The organism is Streptomyces venezuelae (genome assembly GCF_008642335.1).
In the GTDB taxonomy this organism is placed as follows: Bacteria; Actinomycetota; Actinomycetes; order Streptomycetales; family Streptomycetaceae; genus Streptomyces; species Streptomyces venezuelae_F.
In genome coordinates this window covers 7,999,647-8,016,375 of the sequence record NZ_CP029191.1, presented here as the reverse complement: position 1 = coordinate 8,016,375, position 16,729 = coordinate 7,999,647, and the positions used below count along the sequence as shown (strand labels likewise).

11 protein-coding genes are annotated in these 16,729 nt (G+C 70.9%); 3 read left to right on the top strand and 8 right to left on the bottom strand.

All coding sequences use genetic code 11. The annotated features are described in order from the left end of the window. Positions 1 to 14 precede the first annotated feature (14 nt). On the bottom strand, positions 15 to 440 hold the full coding sequence (locus tag DEJ49_RS35705) for a pyridoxamine 5'-phosphate oxidase family protein (RefSeq protein WP_150187939.1): 426 nt from the start codon (positions 438 to 440) through the stop codon (positions 15 to 17). 302 nt (positions 441 to 742) lie between these two features. On the opposite strand from DEJ49_RS35705, the gene DEJ49_RS35700 reads away from it, so the two are divergent. From DEJ49_RS35700 to DEJ49_RS35690, 3 genes are read left to right on the top strand one after another with little or no spacing between them, the layout of a single operon-like run. After that, a complete protein-coding gene (locus tag DEJ49_RS35700; RefSeq protein WP_150187938.1) occupies positions 743 to 4,429 on the top strand; it encodes a hypothetical protein in 3,687 nt (1,228 codons plus the stop codon). A 2-nt stretch (positions 4,430 to 4,431) separates the two neighbouring features. After that, positions 4,432 to 8,577, top strand: coding sequence for a hypothetical protein (locus DEJ49_RS35695; protein WP_150187937.1), 4,146 nt, complete (start codon positions 4,432 to 4,434; stop codon positions 8,575 to 8,577). Positions 8,578 to 8,586: 9 nt separating this feature from the next. Further along, entirely contained in the window at positions 8,587 to 9,393 is an 807-nt protein-coding gene (locus DEJ49_RS35690; RefSeq protein WP_150187936.1) for a hypothetical protein, read from the top strand. Positions 9,394 to 9,398: 5 nt separating this feature from the next. Here DEJ49_RS35690 and DEJ49_RS35685 read toward each other — a convergent pair whose 3' ends face one another. From DEJ49_RS35685 to argG, 7 genes are all read right to left on the bottom strand, one after another. After that, positions 9,399 to 9,824 (bottom strand): ATP-binding protein, encoded by a 426-nt coding sequence (locus DEJ49_RS35685; RefSeq protein WP_150187935.1) that lies wholly within the window; start codon positions 9,822 to 9,824, stop codon positions 9,399 to 9,401. Beyond that, complete coding sequence (locus DEJ49_RS35680; protein ID WP_223833141.1) at positions 9,821 to 10,705, bottom strand: MEDS domain-containing protein; 885 nt, start codon at positions 10,703 to 10,705, stop codon at positions 9,821 to 9,823. The genes DEJ49_RS35685 and DEJ49_RS35680 overlap by 4 nt, the downstream gene beginning before the upstream one ends. Positions 10,706 to 10,837: 132 nt before the next feature. Continuing rightward, on the bottom strand, positions 10,838 to 11,878 hold the full coding sequence (locus DEJ49_RS35675; protein ID WP_150187934.1) for a hemolysin family protein: 1,041 nt from the start codon (positions 11,876 to 11,878) through the stop codon (positions 10,838 to 10,840). Then, positions 11,875 to 13,245: a hemolysin family protein gene (locus DEJ49_RS35670; protein WP_150187933.1), complete on the bottom strand. Its 1,371-nt coding sequence runs from the start codon at positions 13,243 to 13,245 to the stop codon at positions 11,875 to 11,877. Before DEJ49_RS35670 ends, DEJ49_RS35675 begins: the two co-directional genes overlap by 4 nt. A 65-nt stretch (positions 13,246 to 13,310) precedes the next feature. Further along, positions 13,311 to 13,754: a GNAT family N-acetyltransferase gene (locus tag DEJ49_RS35665; protein WP_150187932.1), complete on the bottom strand. Its 444-nt coding sequence runs from the start codon at positions 13,752 to 13,754 to the stop codon at positions 13,311 to 13,313. Beyond that, complete coding sequence (locus DEJ49_RS35660; RefSeq protein ID WP_150187931.1) at positions 13,751 to 14,959, bottom strand: acyltransferase family protein; 1,209 nt, start codon at positions 14,957 to 14,959, stop codon at positions 13,751 to 13,753. Before DEJ49_RS35660 ends, DEJ49_RS35665 begins: the two co-directional genes overlap by 4 nt. A gap of 311 nt (positions 14,960 to 15,270) precedes the next feature. Next, a complete protein-coding gene (gene argG, locus DEJ49_RS35655; RefSeq protein ID WP_150175314.1) occupies positions 15,271 to 16,725 on the bottom strand; it encodes an argininosuccinate synthase in 1,455 nt (484 codons plus the stop codon). Between the last annotated feature and the right edge of the window lie 4 nt (positions 16,726 to 16,729).

Here is a 16,729-nt window from a genome sequence, read left to right as displayed (position 1 = left end):
ACTCACACTCGGACTCAGACGGTTCCGAGGTCCGACGAGTACCAGTGCTCGGGACGCAGGTAGTAGACGGCCTGCTCGCCGTGGTCCTTGGAGGCGAACTCCACGTACCGCTCGACCTTCTCGGGCGCGAGATAGCGCGCCGAGATCTCGCGCAGCTGCTCGATGGTGGCTTCCTCGGTGCGGACCACCGGGCCCTCCACGGAGACGTAGCGGATGGTCGGCTCCAGGCGGTCGACCATCAGCGAGAAACGTCCCGCCTCGGCGATCAGCTTTCCCTTCTTCGAGTGGCGGCCCGTCATCACCCAGAGCTCGCCGCCCGGGGCGTACTGGTACCAGATCGGCAGGGTGAGCGGCGCCCGCCCGGCCTCCGCCGCCACGGCCAGCGCTCCGATGTGCGGCTCGGCCAGGAACAGTTCGCGCTCTTCGACGCTCAGGGGCATAGGGGTCTCCTTCTTGAGTCGTCCGGGATGGTGGCGGCGGCGGTAACGGTGGTGGCGGTGGCAACTGTCATCAACTCGCCCGCCCCGGTGCGTATTCCGTTTCCTCATGCGTCGCTTCCGTAGGACCCACCAGTCACCCAATTCACTCGTTCGGGTGGTGGACGTGTGGGCTCCGTGCAGGGTGCCACGCGGGTTCGGGAGCCTGGTATTCCTCCGAGGATCGGCGCCACGCCCGCACGGCCACACCCGTACGGGATGTTCGACTCGTACGCGTTTCCTGACTCGTCCGACAGGAGCGTCACATGGCCGCGCCCCCACCGCCCGAGCCGTACCGGCTGCTACGGGCGACCGACCTGCTCGATCTCCACTTCGCGTTCCTCGGTCTGCGACTGGAACGCCCCCTCCTCGGACCGCGGCGGCTGGTGCGCAAGGAGCCCGCGCAACCCGCCTTCCTCGTGGTCACGTTCGGCCCTCAGCACGTCGCCGAGCAGGCCTTCTTCGAAGTCAGCCCCGGGCTGCCGGAAACCGCGCGCACGGGAAGCGAGCCGCACAAGCCGCCGCCCGTCGCCTCGCGCATCGGCGGCCGCAGCCTGCTCGTGTTCTCGGTGGCGGCCGATGTCGTCGTCGAGTACACCGAAGCGGGTCTGCTCACCGCCATGCGGACCCTGCCGCTCCATGTCGTGGACGCCGCACGGGAGCCCGCCTCCGCCGCGCGTCTGGCGCACACGGTGGCGGCACGGCCCGTCGATGTGTTCCAGGCCTTGCGGCTGGCCCGGACGACAGCGGAACTGGCCGCGCGGCACGGCCCGGCCGGTCCCCTCGCCTCGGGGCTTCTCACCGCGGCAGCCCCGCCCGCCCCGCACGCCCCGCGCGGCCTCTCCGGCCCCGGCCCCGAGAACCCCCTGTCCGACGCCGCCAACCCCCGTACCGGCATCGAGCTCCCCTATCGGCTGCTGCTCTCCCCGCCCCAGACCGCGACCTGGACGCATGCGACCTCGCTCCCCGATCCGGACGGTCGCGTCGAGCTCTGGCACACCCGGATGCCGGCCGGTCACGCCCGTGCGGTGTGGACGCGCGACCCCGGGTTCGACCCGGCCGACCCGCACGCCCTGCCCGCCGGGGGCAACGAGTTCACGATGGCGCTCGACCGCAAGGACCGGTCCTCGGTCGTGCACCTGAGCTCCAACCGGAACCTGCCGGGCGGATTCACGCCCGCACCGCTCGACGTCGACCATCTCGTCCTGTCCGCCATGGGCGGCTGGCTCGACTCGTTCGGCCGCTGGGACCGGCCCCCGGAGGGGTTCGACGTCACGCAGTGGCGGCACCGGGCCGCGCTGGGACGTGACCACTACGTACGCGTCATGTACCGCGGCCGCCTGTGGCCGTTCGGACATCTGGCGGACCTCGTCAAGGTCACCGAGCGCAAGTTCGACCACACGCGCCCGGACCGGGCCGCCTATCTCAACCAGCGGTTCTTCATCATGGTGCGCGAACCGGTGCGCGGCTACGGAACGCCGGAGGACATCGACGACCAGCGGCGACTGCACCGGCTCTTCCCGTTCAGCAGCGTCCGGCTGCTCACCCTGGTCACCCCTGATCTGGAGAAGCCGCAGACCATCCCCGGGCTCTCCGCGGTCGGCGGCGACCCCGACGAGAAGCTCGCCTTCTTCCCCGTCACCGCCACCGAGGATCCCTTCCAGTTCCAGGTGAGCATGGTCGACCTGGAGGGGCGGCTCCTGGAGTTCCGTACTCCGATGGCGTTCGTCGGCAAGCTCGTCCACGAGAACAAGGCCGATGTACAGGCGATCGTCCAGCACTATCGGAGCCTCGTCCCCGAGCCGTCCCCAGGGCCTCCGGACCTGAACGATCCCGCGGTCCGGCGTGCCGTCGCGGACGTGCGCGGCCAGTCCATCGCGTACGCGCCGAGCCGCAAGCCCGGCGACACGACGCTCTCCACCGGGCAGCTGGTCTGGGGCGCCGCGACCACCGAGGCCATCCTGAACCTCGACCCCACCGATCACCCACGGTTCGTGCCGACCGTGCGCTGGGCCCGGGCCGTGATCCCCGCGCTCGGCCAGTTCGGCGGATTCGGCGCCGACCAGCCGCAGTCGGTGTTCTATCCCGAGCCTTATGTACGGGACGCCTTCACCGAGGCGAACAAGGGGCAGGTCTTCGTCGAGCTCGTCTCGCCCGTGGACCTGACGTTCCGCGGTTCGGGGCAGACCTCCGGCGCCCTTGCCCAGCCCAACTTCCCCGTCGCCGGGCTCTCCCGGCTCACCGGCCCCGTCGCCGCGACACAGGGGACGGCGGCCGGCGCCGCCGCGGGGGCCGTGCCCGTCGACAAATGGGCCAAGCTCGCCCAGGGCCGGTTCAACCCCCTCGACTACTTCGGGGAGCTTGCCGGGGCCAAGCTGTTCGGGATGTTCCCGCTCACCGAGATCCTGAGCGAGATCGGCCTCGACAACCTCAAGGCGCCGAACTTCTTCACGGCGACGGTCGACGCGGTCACCGGTTTCCTCGGCGACCTGCGCGGACTGCGCGATCTGCTCACGTCCGTCGAGGAACAGTTCCCCGAGACCGTGGACGCGGTCCTTCGCGTGACCGACGCCGCGGCGATCTTCGCGCGGACCCTCGTGGACTACATCGTCGGCCAGCTGGAGCAGGCACCGGACCCCACCACCATCGAGGAGGTCGAGAACGCCTTCAACGCGTTCGCCGACGCCCTCGCCGCGCTGCGCGTCTCCCTGCCCGCGGGGGTCGACACCGGCGTACGGCAGCTGCTCGGCCGGATCGCCGACCAGGCCGCCACCTGGGACAGCGCCGTCGGCCAGGCCCTCGCGCTGAAGAAGGCGATCGAGCTGGCCGCGCTCGGCGCCAAGCTGCCCGACGTGGTCAACTCCCGGCTGCAGTGGCAGCCCGACATCAAGGCGTGGACGCCGGGCCAGGAGACGCCGACCAGGGCCGAGGACGCCGTGTTCTGGCCGACGGGGAAGCTGACGCTCGTCACCGACCTGCGCGGCTCGCTGCGGCCGGACGTGCCGCAGGCCGCCGATGTCACCTGCACCCTCGGCAAGTTCGACCTGCGCATGGTCCCCGGGTTCGACGCGGTCGTGCTGCACTTCGACGAGATCCGCTTCAGCATGCGGGCCGGGCAGAAACCCGACGTCGAGGTGAAGTTCGGAGGCGTCGACTTCGTAGGGAACCTCGACTTCGTCCAGACCCTGCGCAACATCATTCCGCTCGACGGCTTCAGCGACCCGCCCGCCATCACCGTCGACGGCTCGGGGATCCACGCCAACTACTCCATGCAGCTGCCGAACGCGGCCGTCGGCGTCTTCAGCCTGGAGAACCTCTCCCTCAACGCGGTGCTGTCCGTCCCGTTCATCGGCGACACGCCGCTCCAGGCCGGGTTCGCGTTCTGCCGCCGTGAGGCGCCGTTCCGCCTCACGGTGTCGATGCTGGGCGGCGGGGGCTACTTCGGGATCGTCCTGAACCCCAAGGAGATCGCCGTACTGGACGCGGCCCTGGAGTTCGGGGCCGCCGTGTCGATGAACTTCGGCGTGGCGAGCGGCAGCCTGTCGGTGATGGCCGGGATCTACTTCCGGCTCGATCTGGCGAAGAACAGCGTCACGCTCGTCGGCTATCTGCGGGCGCGCGGCGAGGTCGACGTCCTCGGCATCGTCTCCGCCTCCATCGAGCTGTACATGGAGCTGGGATACAAGGACGGGTACGCGGTCGGCAAGGCCACCCTGACGATCAGCATCGAGATCGGCTTCTTCGAGACGTCGGTGACGATCAGCTGTGAGAAGAAGTTCGCGGGCAGCGGCACCGGAGCCGCCGCGTTCGCCGTCTCGGCCGGGGACCCGCCCTGCCCCGCCATCAGTCCGCCCACCTTCGTCGATCTGATGTCCCCGTACCCCGACCCGGTGACCGGCGCCCTGATCGACCCGGTCCACGACTACCGCACCGCGTTCGCGGAGGTGGACTGACCATGGACAGCATCCGTTGGACCGTGCTTCCCGACGGGGTCGCCGACGCGGACACGGTACGCGTGTCCGTGCTCGTCAGCCCCAGCCTCACCGGCATCGGCGCGCTCGGTCAGTCCCCGTACTTCGCGAAGTGGCCGGAGCGGCTTGCTGCCCTTCTTCCCTCGCTGTGGCTGGAGTTCAACAGTCCGGCGGGCACGCGCGTGACCGCGCTGCGGCCGACGGGCCGCTATCCGGCCGCCGATCCCGCCCTGTGGCGGACCCTGTTCGACGACTCCACTTTCGTACGGCCTCCAGAGCCGCCGCCCAGCGCGTTCGCGGCGGACGAGCGGCGCACACTGCGCTCCTTCCCGGGCAAGCTGGTGCACGACGAGGTGACCGGGCTCTACGAGTCGATCGCGGTGTACACGACGCAGAGCAGGCTGCGTACCGCGTGGGCCCGGGAGGAAAGGGCGTTGTGCGAGGAGCCGCCGACGGACCACCGTGGCTGGGAGCTTCCCGCGCTGTTCCGGGTGGCCGACCTGATTCCGGACCGGGTGCTCGAACTGGGGCGCGATCCGAAGGTCGGGTACGCGGCTGTGGAGGAGGTGCTGCATCCGCGGGGTGGCCGTGCGGCGGCCGACGACGGTCGTACGCCCCGCTTCATGGACCGGACGAGCGGGGCGTACTCCGACGACAAACGGATGCTGCCGCTGGCCGAGGCCGCCAGGTTCTACGACCGGGGCAAGGCGCCGTCCCCGCCCGGGGTCGCGGAGGAGCCGACGCACCGGATCGACTTCCATGAGGCGTGCGGGCTGCTGGGCGACTATCCGGAGCTGCAGCGGCGGTTCGGTCTGGTCCTCGATCTGAGCTTCGCGATGCCGGCGGGGGTGGCGGACGGGGCTCAGGTGCGGGTGCACTTCGACGACGCGCTGCCGGATGCCGGTGTGCTCAACGCTCCGGGCAAGTGCCCGTGGACGCGCTTCCGTTACGCACGGGGCAGCGTCTTCGATGCGGCCGTCGGGGACAGCAAAGTGATCAAGGACCGCATGCTGGATCTCGGCGACCCCGAGCTGTGGCATCTCACCGAGCTCGACGTGGACGGAGCGGCTCTCAAGCACGTCGACTACGCCCGCACGATCGACACCCTCTGGAACGGCGGTCGTGTGCCGGGGGGCGCGCGGTCGGTGGCCCAGCAGGTGGCGGGCACCGGCACCCCGGCGGCCCGCGGCGCCGGCATCACCCTGCTGCACACCGACCGCGACCGGCACCTCGCCGGGCTCATCGGCGCCGACGTGGGCCGGCAGGTCGACGCGGCGGAGACCGTCCTGACGGCCGTGGACCTGCTGCGGGGGTACCGCGTCGACATCGGGGTCGTCGATCCCGCCACCGGCCGGGTCGCACAGTGGCGTTCGCTGCTGCGGCGCCGGGGACGCTACACGGTGCGTCGTCCGGGACAGCAGCCCGTCGAGATCCAGGGGGTGCGTCCCGACGAGGGGCTCGTGCGGGCCAGCGCGGTCACCGTCGACGCGGCCGACGACCGGCAGCTGTACGGGCACCAGGCGGTGTTCGGCTGGCACGGCTGGAGTCTCGCGGCGCCGCGCCCGGGCCGGACCATCGGCCTGGACGACAAGCCGGAAGCCCCGGCGCCGCCCGTGTCGCCGGACGTGCCGCTCGACACCAAGTTCGCCCCCGAGCCGGGCTCGCTGCCCGCGCTGCGGTTCGGCCGCACCTACCGGATGCGCGCCAGGGCCGTCGACCTGGCGGGCAACGGCCCCGACCACACGACGAGCACCCCGGACGCCGTCCACTCCGACGCGATCACGTACGGCCGCTGGGAGCCGGTCCCCCAGCCCGTGGTGATGCCGCTCCTGCCGTTCAACGAGGGCGAGTCCACCGAGCGCCTCGTCATCCGCAGCACCGTCACCGACGACGGCCGCGCGATCTCCACCGACGAGTACGCCCTGCGCCGTTCCGACGTCCCCGACCACGAGGCGCGCTCGGAGGTCGACGATCTGGACCGGCGGTACAAGCCGGTCGCGGAGCGGCACGTGGCGCCGCCGAAGACGGCCCTGCAGATGGCCGAGGAGCACGGCGTGTTCGACGCGGTGTTCGGCCCCGACACCTCCGCCGAGGTCCGTGAGGAGTACGTCGCCGTCGCGTCCCGCGAGGCCGGGTCCTTCCTGGACACGAAGGTGCGGGACCCGGAGTGGCCGCACCTGGAGCACGATCTGCTGCGCGAGGGCGACATCCACATCGCCAAGCACGACGTGCACGACCCGTTGCCGCTCACCCGGCTGCCCCTCCCCCGCCGCGGCGCCTGCCTGCGGCAGGGCGAGTTCGTGGTGCACAGCGCCGACCAGCTGATCCTGCCGTACCTTCCGGACGTCCTGGCCGAGGGCGTTCTGCTGCGCGGTCTGCCCGGGGACACGGAGAACCGCAAGATCCCGTTCCCCGGCCCGTGGCCGCAGGCCAAGCCGTTCAAGCTGCGGGTGCGGGAGGGCGACGGGGAACCGCACTGGCGCGACGGCGTGCGCGAACGGGTCCTCGAGGTGTTCCTCACCAAGGGTGAGATCGCCACGGTCCGGCTGAGTTGCTATGTCGACACGGCCAAGCTGCCGCTGCTGAGGCAGTGGAGCCTGCTGACCGGCTCCACGTTCTGGACGGACCTGCCCGCCGCAGACAAGGCCTTCGTCACCCGGGCGAGCGCCGACGGCGAGAACTGGATGCTGACCCCCTGGGTCGAGCTGACGCTGGTCCACGCGGTGGAGAAGCCCGTGCTCCGCCCCGGGCTCGGTGAACTGGTCCCGCACCGCGCGGCCGAGCAGACCGCGGCGCGGCTGACGGGGACGCTGACGAGCCACGCCGAGAGCAGCGGTCACGTCGAGGTGGACGCGCACTGGAGCGAGTGGCTGGACGACGTCACCCGACCCGAGCCGGTCCGGATCGACGGCCACACGCACCTGGAGGACATCACCCTCGCCTACACCGCCGACGAGCAACAGGTCGACCGCACCCATGAGTTCGGCGACACCAGGCACCGCAACGTCCGCTACACGCCGACCGCCGTCACCCGGTTCCGCGAGTACTTCCACCCCAGCATCACGCAGGACCGGGCGAACGTCACCCGGGTCGGCCCGGCCGCCGCTCCCCTGCCCGTGCCCAGCTCGCGCCGTCCCGAGCCGCCCTCGGTGGCCTATGTGGTGCCGACCTTCCGCTGGCAGCGGACCGTCGACGAGCAGCGCCGGTCCGTCACCCGACGCCGCCGCCCCGCGGGCCTGCGCGCCTATCTGAACCGGCCGTGGTTCTCCTCCGGGGACGACGAGATGCTGGCCGTCCTGCTCGATCCGGCGGGCGCGGCCCTGCCGGACGCCTTCGTCACCCGCTGGGGCGTGGACCCCGTGTGGGCCGACTCCACGGTCCTGCCGAACCCGGCCGCCGCACACTTCCCGAACGCGGCGAAGAGTCTGCGGGGGCTGCGGCTCGCCGAGTCCCCCGACGCGGCGCCGGTGGCCGTGGACGCGGTGGCGTTCGCTCCGGAGTTCCATGCGGAGCGGCGGCTCTGGTACGTCGACATCGACGTGGACTTCGGCGACGCGGCCACCACCGCGAAGTCGTACTTCCCGTACGTGCGGCTCGCCCTTGCCCGCTATCAGCCGTACTCGGTCGATCCGCTGCATCTGTCGAAGGTGGAGCGCGCGGAGTTCGCGCAGCTCGTGCCGGACCGCTCGGTCACCGGCCGCAGGGACGGCGACCGGCTCACCGTGCGGCTCGCGGGACCGGCGACGTACAACGAACTCGGCGAGCTGAGCGGCACCGGAGTCGTCGCCGCGGCCGCGAGCCGCCGGGTCGTGGTGACCCTGCAGAGCCGGGCGACCCTCCAGACGGACGAGATGGACTGGAAGCAGACGGGTGCTCCGGCGGAGCTGACGTGCCGGGCCGACGGGGGCTCAATCGTGTGGGACGGGGGCATCGCCGTGCCGGATGTGCAGCTGCTGACCTCGTACCGGCTGCTCGTGCAGGAGTACGAGCTGTACCGCACCGACGCGGACACCGCCACGGACACGCTCACGGTGAACGGCACGGCCGTGCCCGCGGCCCGGCGGCCGGTGCACGCCGACTACTTCGGCCTGAGTGTCGGCGTGCTCGGGCGGATCGACTTCGAGCTCTAGGAGGTTCGGGTGTCAGGACGACCTTTCGCCTACTGCCTGGTGGCCCTCTTGCTGGTCCTGACGTGGTCCTCGCCCGCGTCCGGCGCCCCGGCGAGCAGGTTCAACGACCCGCAGCCGCACCGCGGCGGCGCCGAGTACCGCGTGACGTACGGGGGACGGACGTTCGCCTGTTCGTCGGGGTTCGCCGTGCGCAAGGTGGTCAGCGACAGGCTCGGCATGGCAAGCGCCGGGCACTGCGCGCCGACCGGGACGGACGCGACGTCGGGCGAGTTCAGGTTCGGCACGTTCCTCGAGTCGTACGAGACGGAGACGGTGGACGCCGCGATGATCAGCGGTACCCGCCTCAAGCCGCAGGTGTACGCGACGACCATCTGGACGGACGGCGGTCCGCCGGGCTCCCCCGTCGCCCGCCGCGTACTGGAGAAGGCTGACGCTCCCGTGCGTGGGCAGCGGGTGTGTGTCAGCGGGAAGGTGACCAAGCTGGTCTGCGACATCGAGGTGTACAACCTGACCAGTGGTGAGTCGTGCAGCGAAGAGCCGCCCATCGTGTGCACGCGCGGTCTGGTGCTCGCGGGGAAGGAGGGGGTGAACATCGTGGCCGGCGGCGACTCGGGGGCTCCCGTGTTCGTGCCGGTCGACAGGGTGGTCGACGGGCACATGGTGTACGGGGCCCGGCTGGTCGGCATGTTGGTCGGCGGCGGGCCGCGGCGTCAGGGAGGTCCTGAGGATCTCGTGACGTTCCATACCGTCAGGCAGGTCGAGAGCGCCCTGACCGTGGAGGTGCTGACGACGGCGGACGTCACGAGCGCGGGCTGACGGTCTCAGTGCGGCAGGCGCATGGCGAGGGTGACGACGGCTCCGATGCTGCCCGTCGAGACCTTCAGATACTCGGTGACGTGGCGGGCGAGCCACAGGCCGCGTCCGCGTCCCTCGCCGGGGACACCGACGCCCGGGGCGAGCGGCGGGATGGCGTCCGCGGTGAAGCCCGGTCCCGAGTCACGGATGTGACATTCCAGGTGGCCGTCGACGCGCCGCAGTGTCAGCGTGCCGCCGCCGCCCGCGTGGGTGATGGCGTTCGTGGCCACCGCGTCGACGGCCACGATGAAGTCGCCCCGCTGCGGTTCGGGCAGTCCCTCGCGGTCGGCGTACTGGTCGACGAGCATGCGCAGACGCGGCAGATCGTCCTGGGTGAAGGGGCATTCCAGCAGGGGGGCGGCCGGCGGTTCGGCGGGGCCGAGCGACGTCATCGGCGGGTCACCTCGCTGAGCAGCAGGTTGGGCATGTTCTCCGCGCCCGCCATGCGCAGCATGCGGGCGCCCGACGGATGGCACAGGGCCCGGATCCCGTGGTCCTCGGCCGACGCGGCCAGCCGCAGCAGGTCCACGGCACAGGCGGCGCTGAGGAAGATGAGCTGGGACATGTCCAGCGTCAGCCGCCGTTCGTCCGCCGTGCGCAGGAGCCCTTCGCGTACGGCGGAGAGGAACTGTTCGCGGGTGGCGACGTCCGCCTCGCCCGCCAGGCGCACGGTGCCCGGCGCCTGTTCCACGTGGAGTTCTCCGAGGCGGGAGAGCAGTCGGCACGGGTGGGCCCGGTGCATGGCCGTCAGGACGTCGGGGGCGAAGGAACGGCTGTCGTAGGCGCAGATCTCGGTGTACGGGCGGTCGGTGAACAGGTGCTGGGCGTGCGATTCGCGGTGCATCATCACCGCGATGTCGGCGTCGAGGTCCGCCACCCAGTGCATGTCGATATACGTGCGCAGCCCGCGGTAGCCCTCTCGCAGTGCGCGGCCGGTCTCCTCCTCGATGCGCTGCCACTGGCGCTCGGGCGTGAAGTGCGGGGCGGGGTGGATGAGTGCGCGCATGCTGCTGACGACCAGCTGGCCCCGCTCGCGGGCGGCCCCCAGGAGGGGGCCCGGCGCGTCCAGGCTGTTCCACACCTCGCTCTCGTCCGTCTGCGGTGCGGAGAAGACCATGACCTTCTCGTGCCGGGCGAGTCCCGTCCACGTGAACGTGGTGACGACGTCGCGGCCCGCGTCGTCGTCCGCGTAGCTGACGAACGCGTGATCTCCCGCCCGGAGTTGCTGCACCGGCATCGTGCCGACAGATGCCGCGCCGTCAGCAGCGGCCATCGTTCACCCCCAGGTCTTCGAATGGACCGCCAGGGAACACCTTCTGCGGCACGGTGAGCCACGATAGAGACGTGTCCGCCGCTCGGGGCCGTCACCGCGCACAATGATCGGAAGTGAACGGTGCTACGCGCATTACTGCCGTGTTCCGATCGGCGGTGGTGCGGCGTGCATCAGGCGGGCCAGCAGGTCGTCGAGCGTGACCATGCCGGTCAGGCGGCCCGTGTCGTCGCTGACGACGGCGAGGGAGGCGCGGTGTCTGCGCAGCTGTTCGATGGCGTGGCCGAGGGTGTCCTTCGCGGCCAGTTCCGGTACGGGACGTGCCAGTTCGCGCGCGGTGACCTCGGTGCGGTCACGCGCGCGGGCGATCAGGGCGTCGCGGGCGTGCACCGAGCCGAGGACCAGGGGGCCTTCGAACACGAGGAGGCGGCTGCGGTCGTGTGCGGCGGCCGTGGCGAGGATGTCGTCGACGCCTGCCGCGGCCGGGACCGAGGTGATCTGGGCGGCGGGTGTCTGGAGGTCGCCGACCGGTGAGTCCGGCTCGGTGAGGGAGTTGGTGATCAGTTCCGAGTCGTGCTCACTGATGAGGCCGAGGCGCGCGGACTCCGTGACGAGGTGGGTGAGCTGCTCGCGGTCGTGGACGGGGGCGAGCTCGTCGCGCGGGGTGACGCGGCACAGCCGCACCAGGGCGTTGCTGACCTTGTTGAGCAGTCCGATGAGGGGGCGGACGACCTTGACGACCGCACGGAAGGCCGGTGAGAGGAGCATGGCCGAGCGCTCCGGGTGGGCGATGGCCCACGACTTGGGCGCCATTTCGCCGACGACCATGTGCAGGAAGACGACGACGATCATCGCGAAGGCGAAGGAGACTCCGTAGCTGACGCCGCTCGGCAGGCCCCAGCGGTGCAGCAGCGGATCGAGTGCGTGCGAGATCGCGGGCTTGGAGATCGAACCGAGGCCCAGGGTGCAGACGGTGATGCCGAGTTGCGCGCCGGCCAGCATCAGGGACAGTTCGCGCATGCCGGCGAGGGCCGCCTTGGCTCCGCGCCGTCCGTCGGACGCGGCCTTCTCCATGCGGTGTCGTCTGGCGGCGACGAGCGCGAACTCGGCGGCCACGAAGAAGCCGCTGCCGATCAGCAGCAGGACGGTCAGGAAGAGCACCATCGGGAAGCTCATGCGCGCGGCTCCTCGTCGTCCGTCCGTTCTCTGTCGGCGAGGGGGACATCGGGGCGGGCCTCGGGGAGCCGCTCCATGCGAACCTGCTCCGCGACGTGCCGCTCCAGCGTGCGTACGTCGATCACGACCGCGTCCCCGTCGGGCAGCTGCACGATGAGTCTGTCGCCCACGGACGGAAAGCGGCCGAGCCGGTCGACGACGAACCCGGAGACGGTGTCGTAGTCGTCCTCCTCGGGCAGTTCGATCCCGGTGGCCTCGGCGACCTCGTCGAGGCGGCGCCCGGCGTCCACCAGCCAGCCCCGGCCGTCGGGGACGGCCAGTTCGACGACGGTGTCGCTCTCGTCGGCGATGTCGCCGACGAGCTCCTCGGCGATGTCCTCGTACGTGACGATGCCCGCCACGCCTCCGTGTTCGTCCAGGACGACGGCGAACTCGTCGTCGCGCTGCCGCATCTGCTCGACGGCGTCGGGCAGTTCGAGGGTGTCCGGCAGGAGCAGCGGCCGTCGGGCGACCGCGCCTGCGGTCGTGCCGGACAGGCTTCCCGCGGTGAGCCGTGTCAGCTCGCGGACGCCGAGGACGCCGCCGATGTCGTCGGGGTGGTCGCCGAGGACGGGGTAGTTCGAGTGGCCGTGCGCGGCGATCAGCTCGATGGCGTCGGCCGCGCTCGCCTCCTTGCGGACGAAGACGGCGTCGGCGCGCGGCACCATGACCTCGTCGAGGGTGCGGTCGGAGAATTCCAGCGCGTGGTCGAGGAGCGTCGCGGTGTCCTTGGGGAGCTCTCCCTGTTCGTGGGACTCGCCGATGAGATGGCCGAGCTCCTCCAGCGTCGCGCCGTGGTGCAGTTCCTCGACGGGTTCGATCCCGACGCGGCGCAGCAGCCTGTTGGCGGCGCTGTCGAAGATGCGCACGACAGGTCCGACCACCTTCAGATAGGCGAGGGTGGAGGCCGCCAGGGACTTGGCGAGGCGCTCGGGCACGGCGAGCGCGAGGTTCTTGGGGGCCAGTTCGCCCAGGACCATCTGGACGACGGTGGCCAGGACGAAGGCGAGGACGACGGAGATGCCGCCGACGGCACCTTCGGGGATGCCGATGCCGGTCAGTGCGGGCCTGAGCAGGGCGGACACGGCGGGTTCCGCGATGAAGCCGACGACCAGGCCGGTCACGGTGATGCCGAGCTGCGCGCCGGACAGCATGAAGGAGAGCCGTTCGAGCACCTTCAGGGCGCGGGCCGCCCGCTTGTCGCCCGCGGCGGCCTCGCGGGCCAGGGCGAGGCGGTCCGCGGAGACGTACGCGAATTCCTGCGCCACGAAGTATCCGGTGCCGGCGGTGAGGACGAAGACGGCCAGCAGGCCGAGGGCGGCGCTCATCGGCGCGTCGCCGGGGAGAGCGGTGGGGGGTCCGTCGGTGGGGCGGACAATGCGGTGCTCCTCGTTCAGGGTGTTTCAGGACAACGGTCCTGGTCGTCCTCGGGTTCCCTGATCACTTTCCGCCGCCGCAGCGCGGCGTGCCACCCGGTGCGGGGGTCCATGTGCGGGCACCGCGTGCCGCCGGACGGGAAGGCGGTCCCCGTCTCGTCCTCCATGGCGGTGAAGAAGCGGCGCCCGGCGGACGACTGGCGTGAGGTGGACCAGGCGTATCCGGCGCCGACGGCGAGGGCGAGGTGCACGGCGTGCCGTCCGATGCCCTGGCCCTGCCAGTGGTCGGCGACGGCGACGCCGCAGATGTGGCCGAGCCGGCAGGGGTGGCAGACCTGGAATTCGAGGCTGCCGACCTGCCGGTCGTCGTGGTCGAGGACGACGACGGCCCGGCGTCCCGCGGGCAGCGTCTCTAGGACGCTCTCGTAGTGGACCGCGGGAGGCCGGGCCGGGGGGTTCACTCGGCCGGTGCCTTCTGTTTCTGTTCTTGCTGTTTCTGTTCTTGCTGTTCCTGGCCCTGCACCTGCGCCAGTCCCTTCCCTCTGGCGAGGGCGGTCGCGTCCTGTCTGAAGGCCCAGGTCATCTTGGGCTCCATGGCGAACCGGAACATGCGCTGTACCGGCGGCGTGCACAGAAGGGTGATCACCGTTCCGGCGAGGAGGGTCACGGTGATCTCGCCGAGCGGGCGGTGGACCCAGTCGGCGTCGTACCAGTCCCAGAAGCGGGATCCCTTGGCGAGGAAGCCGTGCAGCAGGTAGCCGTACAGCGTGCCGGCGCCCAGGGCCGTGAACCACAGCTTCCGCCCCGGCACCCATGCGAAGAAGCAGGCGACGAGGACCAGCGAGCAGCCGAAGAGCCCGATGGTCATGACGGCGCCGGACCAGCCGGGCGCGGCCAGTTCCTGTGCGCTGTCGCGGCGGTAGAACCACGCCGCGTTCATGCGCGGGGCCGCCCAGTACGCGAAGGCGAGGGCCATGGCGAAGACCGGCAGGGCCAGGATGCGTGCCTCGTGGCGCCGCACCATCTGGAAGTGGGCGGGCTTCAGGACGAGGCCGAGGACGAAGAACGGCAGGAACTGCAGGACGCGCTGCAGGTCGAGGTCGTCGCCGATGTCGGGGGACACGGACGCGAGGACGGCGATGGCGAGCGCGATCGGCAGCGGCCAGCGCACGAGCTTCCAGAGGGGGGTCGTGAGGCGCCAGATGAACAGCGCGGCCAGGAACCAGGTCAGGTACCAGGGGTCGAGCAGGCTGATGGGGTAGTCGGGGTCGCCACCCGCCCATCTCTTGAAGAAGGTGTACGCGACCTCGAAGATCACGTAGGGCACGGCGACGCCCGTGACCAGGCGGACGATGCGTTTCGGGCTCGCGTCGAAGCTGCGGGAGAAGTAGCCGGAGATGACGATGAACGCCGGCATGTGGAACGTGTAGACGGTGATGTACAGCGCGGCGGCTGCCCTGCTGTCGCCGCGCAGCGGTTCCCACGCGTGCCCCATGGCGACGAGGACGATCGCCAGGTACTTGGCGTTGTCGAAGAACGAGTCCCGCTGCTGGGTCGGCTTCGCCGCGTCCGCGGCCCGGCTTCCGAGGGCGGGCGTGGGCAGCGCGGGCCGTTGGGGAGGCAGCGCCAACGCGTGACGGCCCGTCGGCCGTGCGGTCTCACTCAAGATGCCTCCCACGGTGAACCTGGGCCTGCGAAATCGCGTCTTGCTCTAAATGCGGGTGATGCGCCGTCGCAGAACATCTCCGGCACCCTAGCCACACTTCTACAGTCGCGTAAAACCTCACTGGTCGTGGGCTTCACCACGTGGATCGGGCGTCCCTCGGGACAGGTGCCGTACGCCGACTGCCCCCGGGTACCCACAAAGACATCAACGAATCAGAAGCGTTCCCGAAACGGATGAGGCCGGCGCGACACCTTCCGGTGTCGCGCCGGCCTCATGTGCCGTCAGCGGCTGCCGCCCTGGTCGCCCGCGGATCAGTCCGTGCCGAACTCCATCGCGGCGCGGTCGAGGGCCGCGTCCTCGGTGGAGACCTGGCCGCGCGACGCGATGGCCTCGGCGCCGCCTTCCGGCATCTCCGGCATGCTGCCGATCAGCCCGGTGGCGGCCGCCTGGGCCGCCCCGATGGACGGGTTGGCGGTGCCGATCAGGCCGAGGCCCGCGTACTGCTCCAGCTTGGCGCGCGAGTCGGCGATGTCGAGGTTGCGCATGGTGAGCTGGCCGATGCGGTCGACCGGGCCGAACGCGGAGTCCTCGGTGCGCTCCATGGACAGCTTGTCCGGGTGGTAGCTGAACGCGGGGCCCGTGGTGTCGAGGATCGAGTAGTCCTCGCCGCGCCGCAGCCGCAGCGTCACTTCGCCGGTGACGGCCGCGCCCACCCAGCGCTGCAGTGACTCGCGCACCATGAGGGCCTGCGGGTCCAGCCAGCGGCCCTCGTACATGAGCCGTCCGAGGCGCCGTCCCTCGTTGTGGTACTGGGCGAGGGTGTCCTCGTTGTGGATCGCGTTGACCAGGCGCTCGTACGCGGCGTGCAGCAGGGCCATGCCGGGCGCCTCGTAGATGCCGCGGCTCTTGGCCTCGATGATCCGGTTCTCGATCTGGTCGGACATGCCCATGCCGTGGCGGCCGCCGATGGCGTTGGCCTCCATCACCAGGTCGACGGCGGAGGCGAACTCCTTGCCGTTGATGGTGACCGGGCGGCCCTGGTCGAAGCCGATCGTCACGTCCTCGGCGGCGATCTCGACCTCGGGGTCCCAGAACCGCACGCCCATGATGGGCTCCACGGTCTCCACGCCGGTGTCCAGGTGCTCCAGCGTCTTGGCCTCGTGGGTGGCGCCCCAGATGTTGGCGTCGGTGGAGTACGCCTTCTCCGTGCTGTCGCGGTAGGGCAGCTCGTGGGCGAGCAGCCACTCCGACATCTCCTTGCGGCCGCCGAGCTCGGTGACGAAGTCGGCGTCCAGCCAGGGCTTGTAGATCCGCAGCTGCGGGTTGGCCAGCAGGCCGTACCGGTAGAACCGCTCGATGTCGTTGCCCTTGAAGGTCGAGCCGTCGCCCCAGATCTGGACGTCGTCCTCGAGCATCGCGCGGACCAGGAGGGTGCCGGTGACGGCGCGGCCGAGCGGCGTGGTGTTGAAGTACGCGCGACCGCCGGAGCGGATGTGGAACGCGCCGCAGGTCAGCGCGGCAAGGCCCTCTTCCACCAGCGCGGCACGGCAGTCGACCAGGCGTGCGATCTCCGCGCCGTAGGTCTTGGCGCGGCCGGGCACCGAGGCGATGTCGGGCTCGTCGTACTGCCCGATGTCGGCGGTGTAGGTGCAGGGGACGGCGCCCTTGTCGCGCATCCACGCGACCGCGACGGAGGTGTCGAGACCGCCCGAGAAGGCGATGCCGACGCGCTCGCCGGCGGGGAGGGAGGTGAGGACCTTAGACATAGGA

What these genes read in the sequence shown, in the direction of transcription:
- DEJ49_RS35705 (WP_150187939.1), bottom strand. Translation starts at nt 440, where the DNA reads ATGCCCCTGAGCGTCGAAGAGCGCGAACTGTTCCTGGCCGAGCCGCAC.
- DEJ49_RS35700 (WP_150187938.1), top strand. Translation starts at nt 743, where the DNA reads ATGGCCGCGCCCCCACCGCCCGAGCCGTACCGGCTGCTACGGGCGACC.
- DEJ49_RS35695 (WP_150187937.1), top strand. Translation starts at nt 4,432, where the DNA reads ATGGACAGCATCCGTTGGACCGTGCTTCCCGACGGGGTCGCCGACGCG.
- DEJ49_RS35685 (WP_150187935.1), bottom strand. Translation starts at nt 9,824, where the DNA reads ATGACGTCGCTCGGCCCCGCCGAACCGCCGGCCGCCCCCCTGCTGGAA.
- DEJ49_RS35680 (WP_223833141.1), bottom strand. Translation starts at nt 10,705, where the DNA reads ATGGCCGCTGCTGACGGCGCGGCATCTGTCGGCACGATGCCGGTGCAG.
- DEJ49_RS35675 (WP_150187934.1), bottom strand. Translation starts at nt 11,878, where the DNA reads ATGAGCTTCCCGATGGTGCTCTTCCTGACCGTCCTGCTGCTGATCGGC.
- DEJ49_RS35670 (WP_150187933.1), bottom strand. Translation starts at nt 13,245, where the DNA reads ATGAGCGCCGCCCTCGGCCTGCTGGCCGTCTTCGTCCTCACCGCCGGC.
- argG (WP_150175314.1), bottom strand. Translation starts at nt 16,725, where the DNA reads ATGTCTAAGGTCCTCACCTCCCTCCCCGCCGGCGAGCGCGTCGGCATC.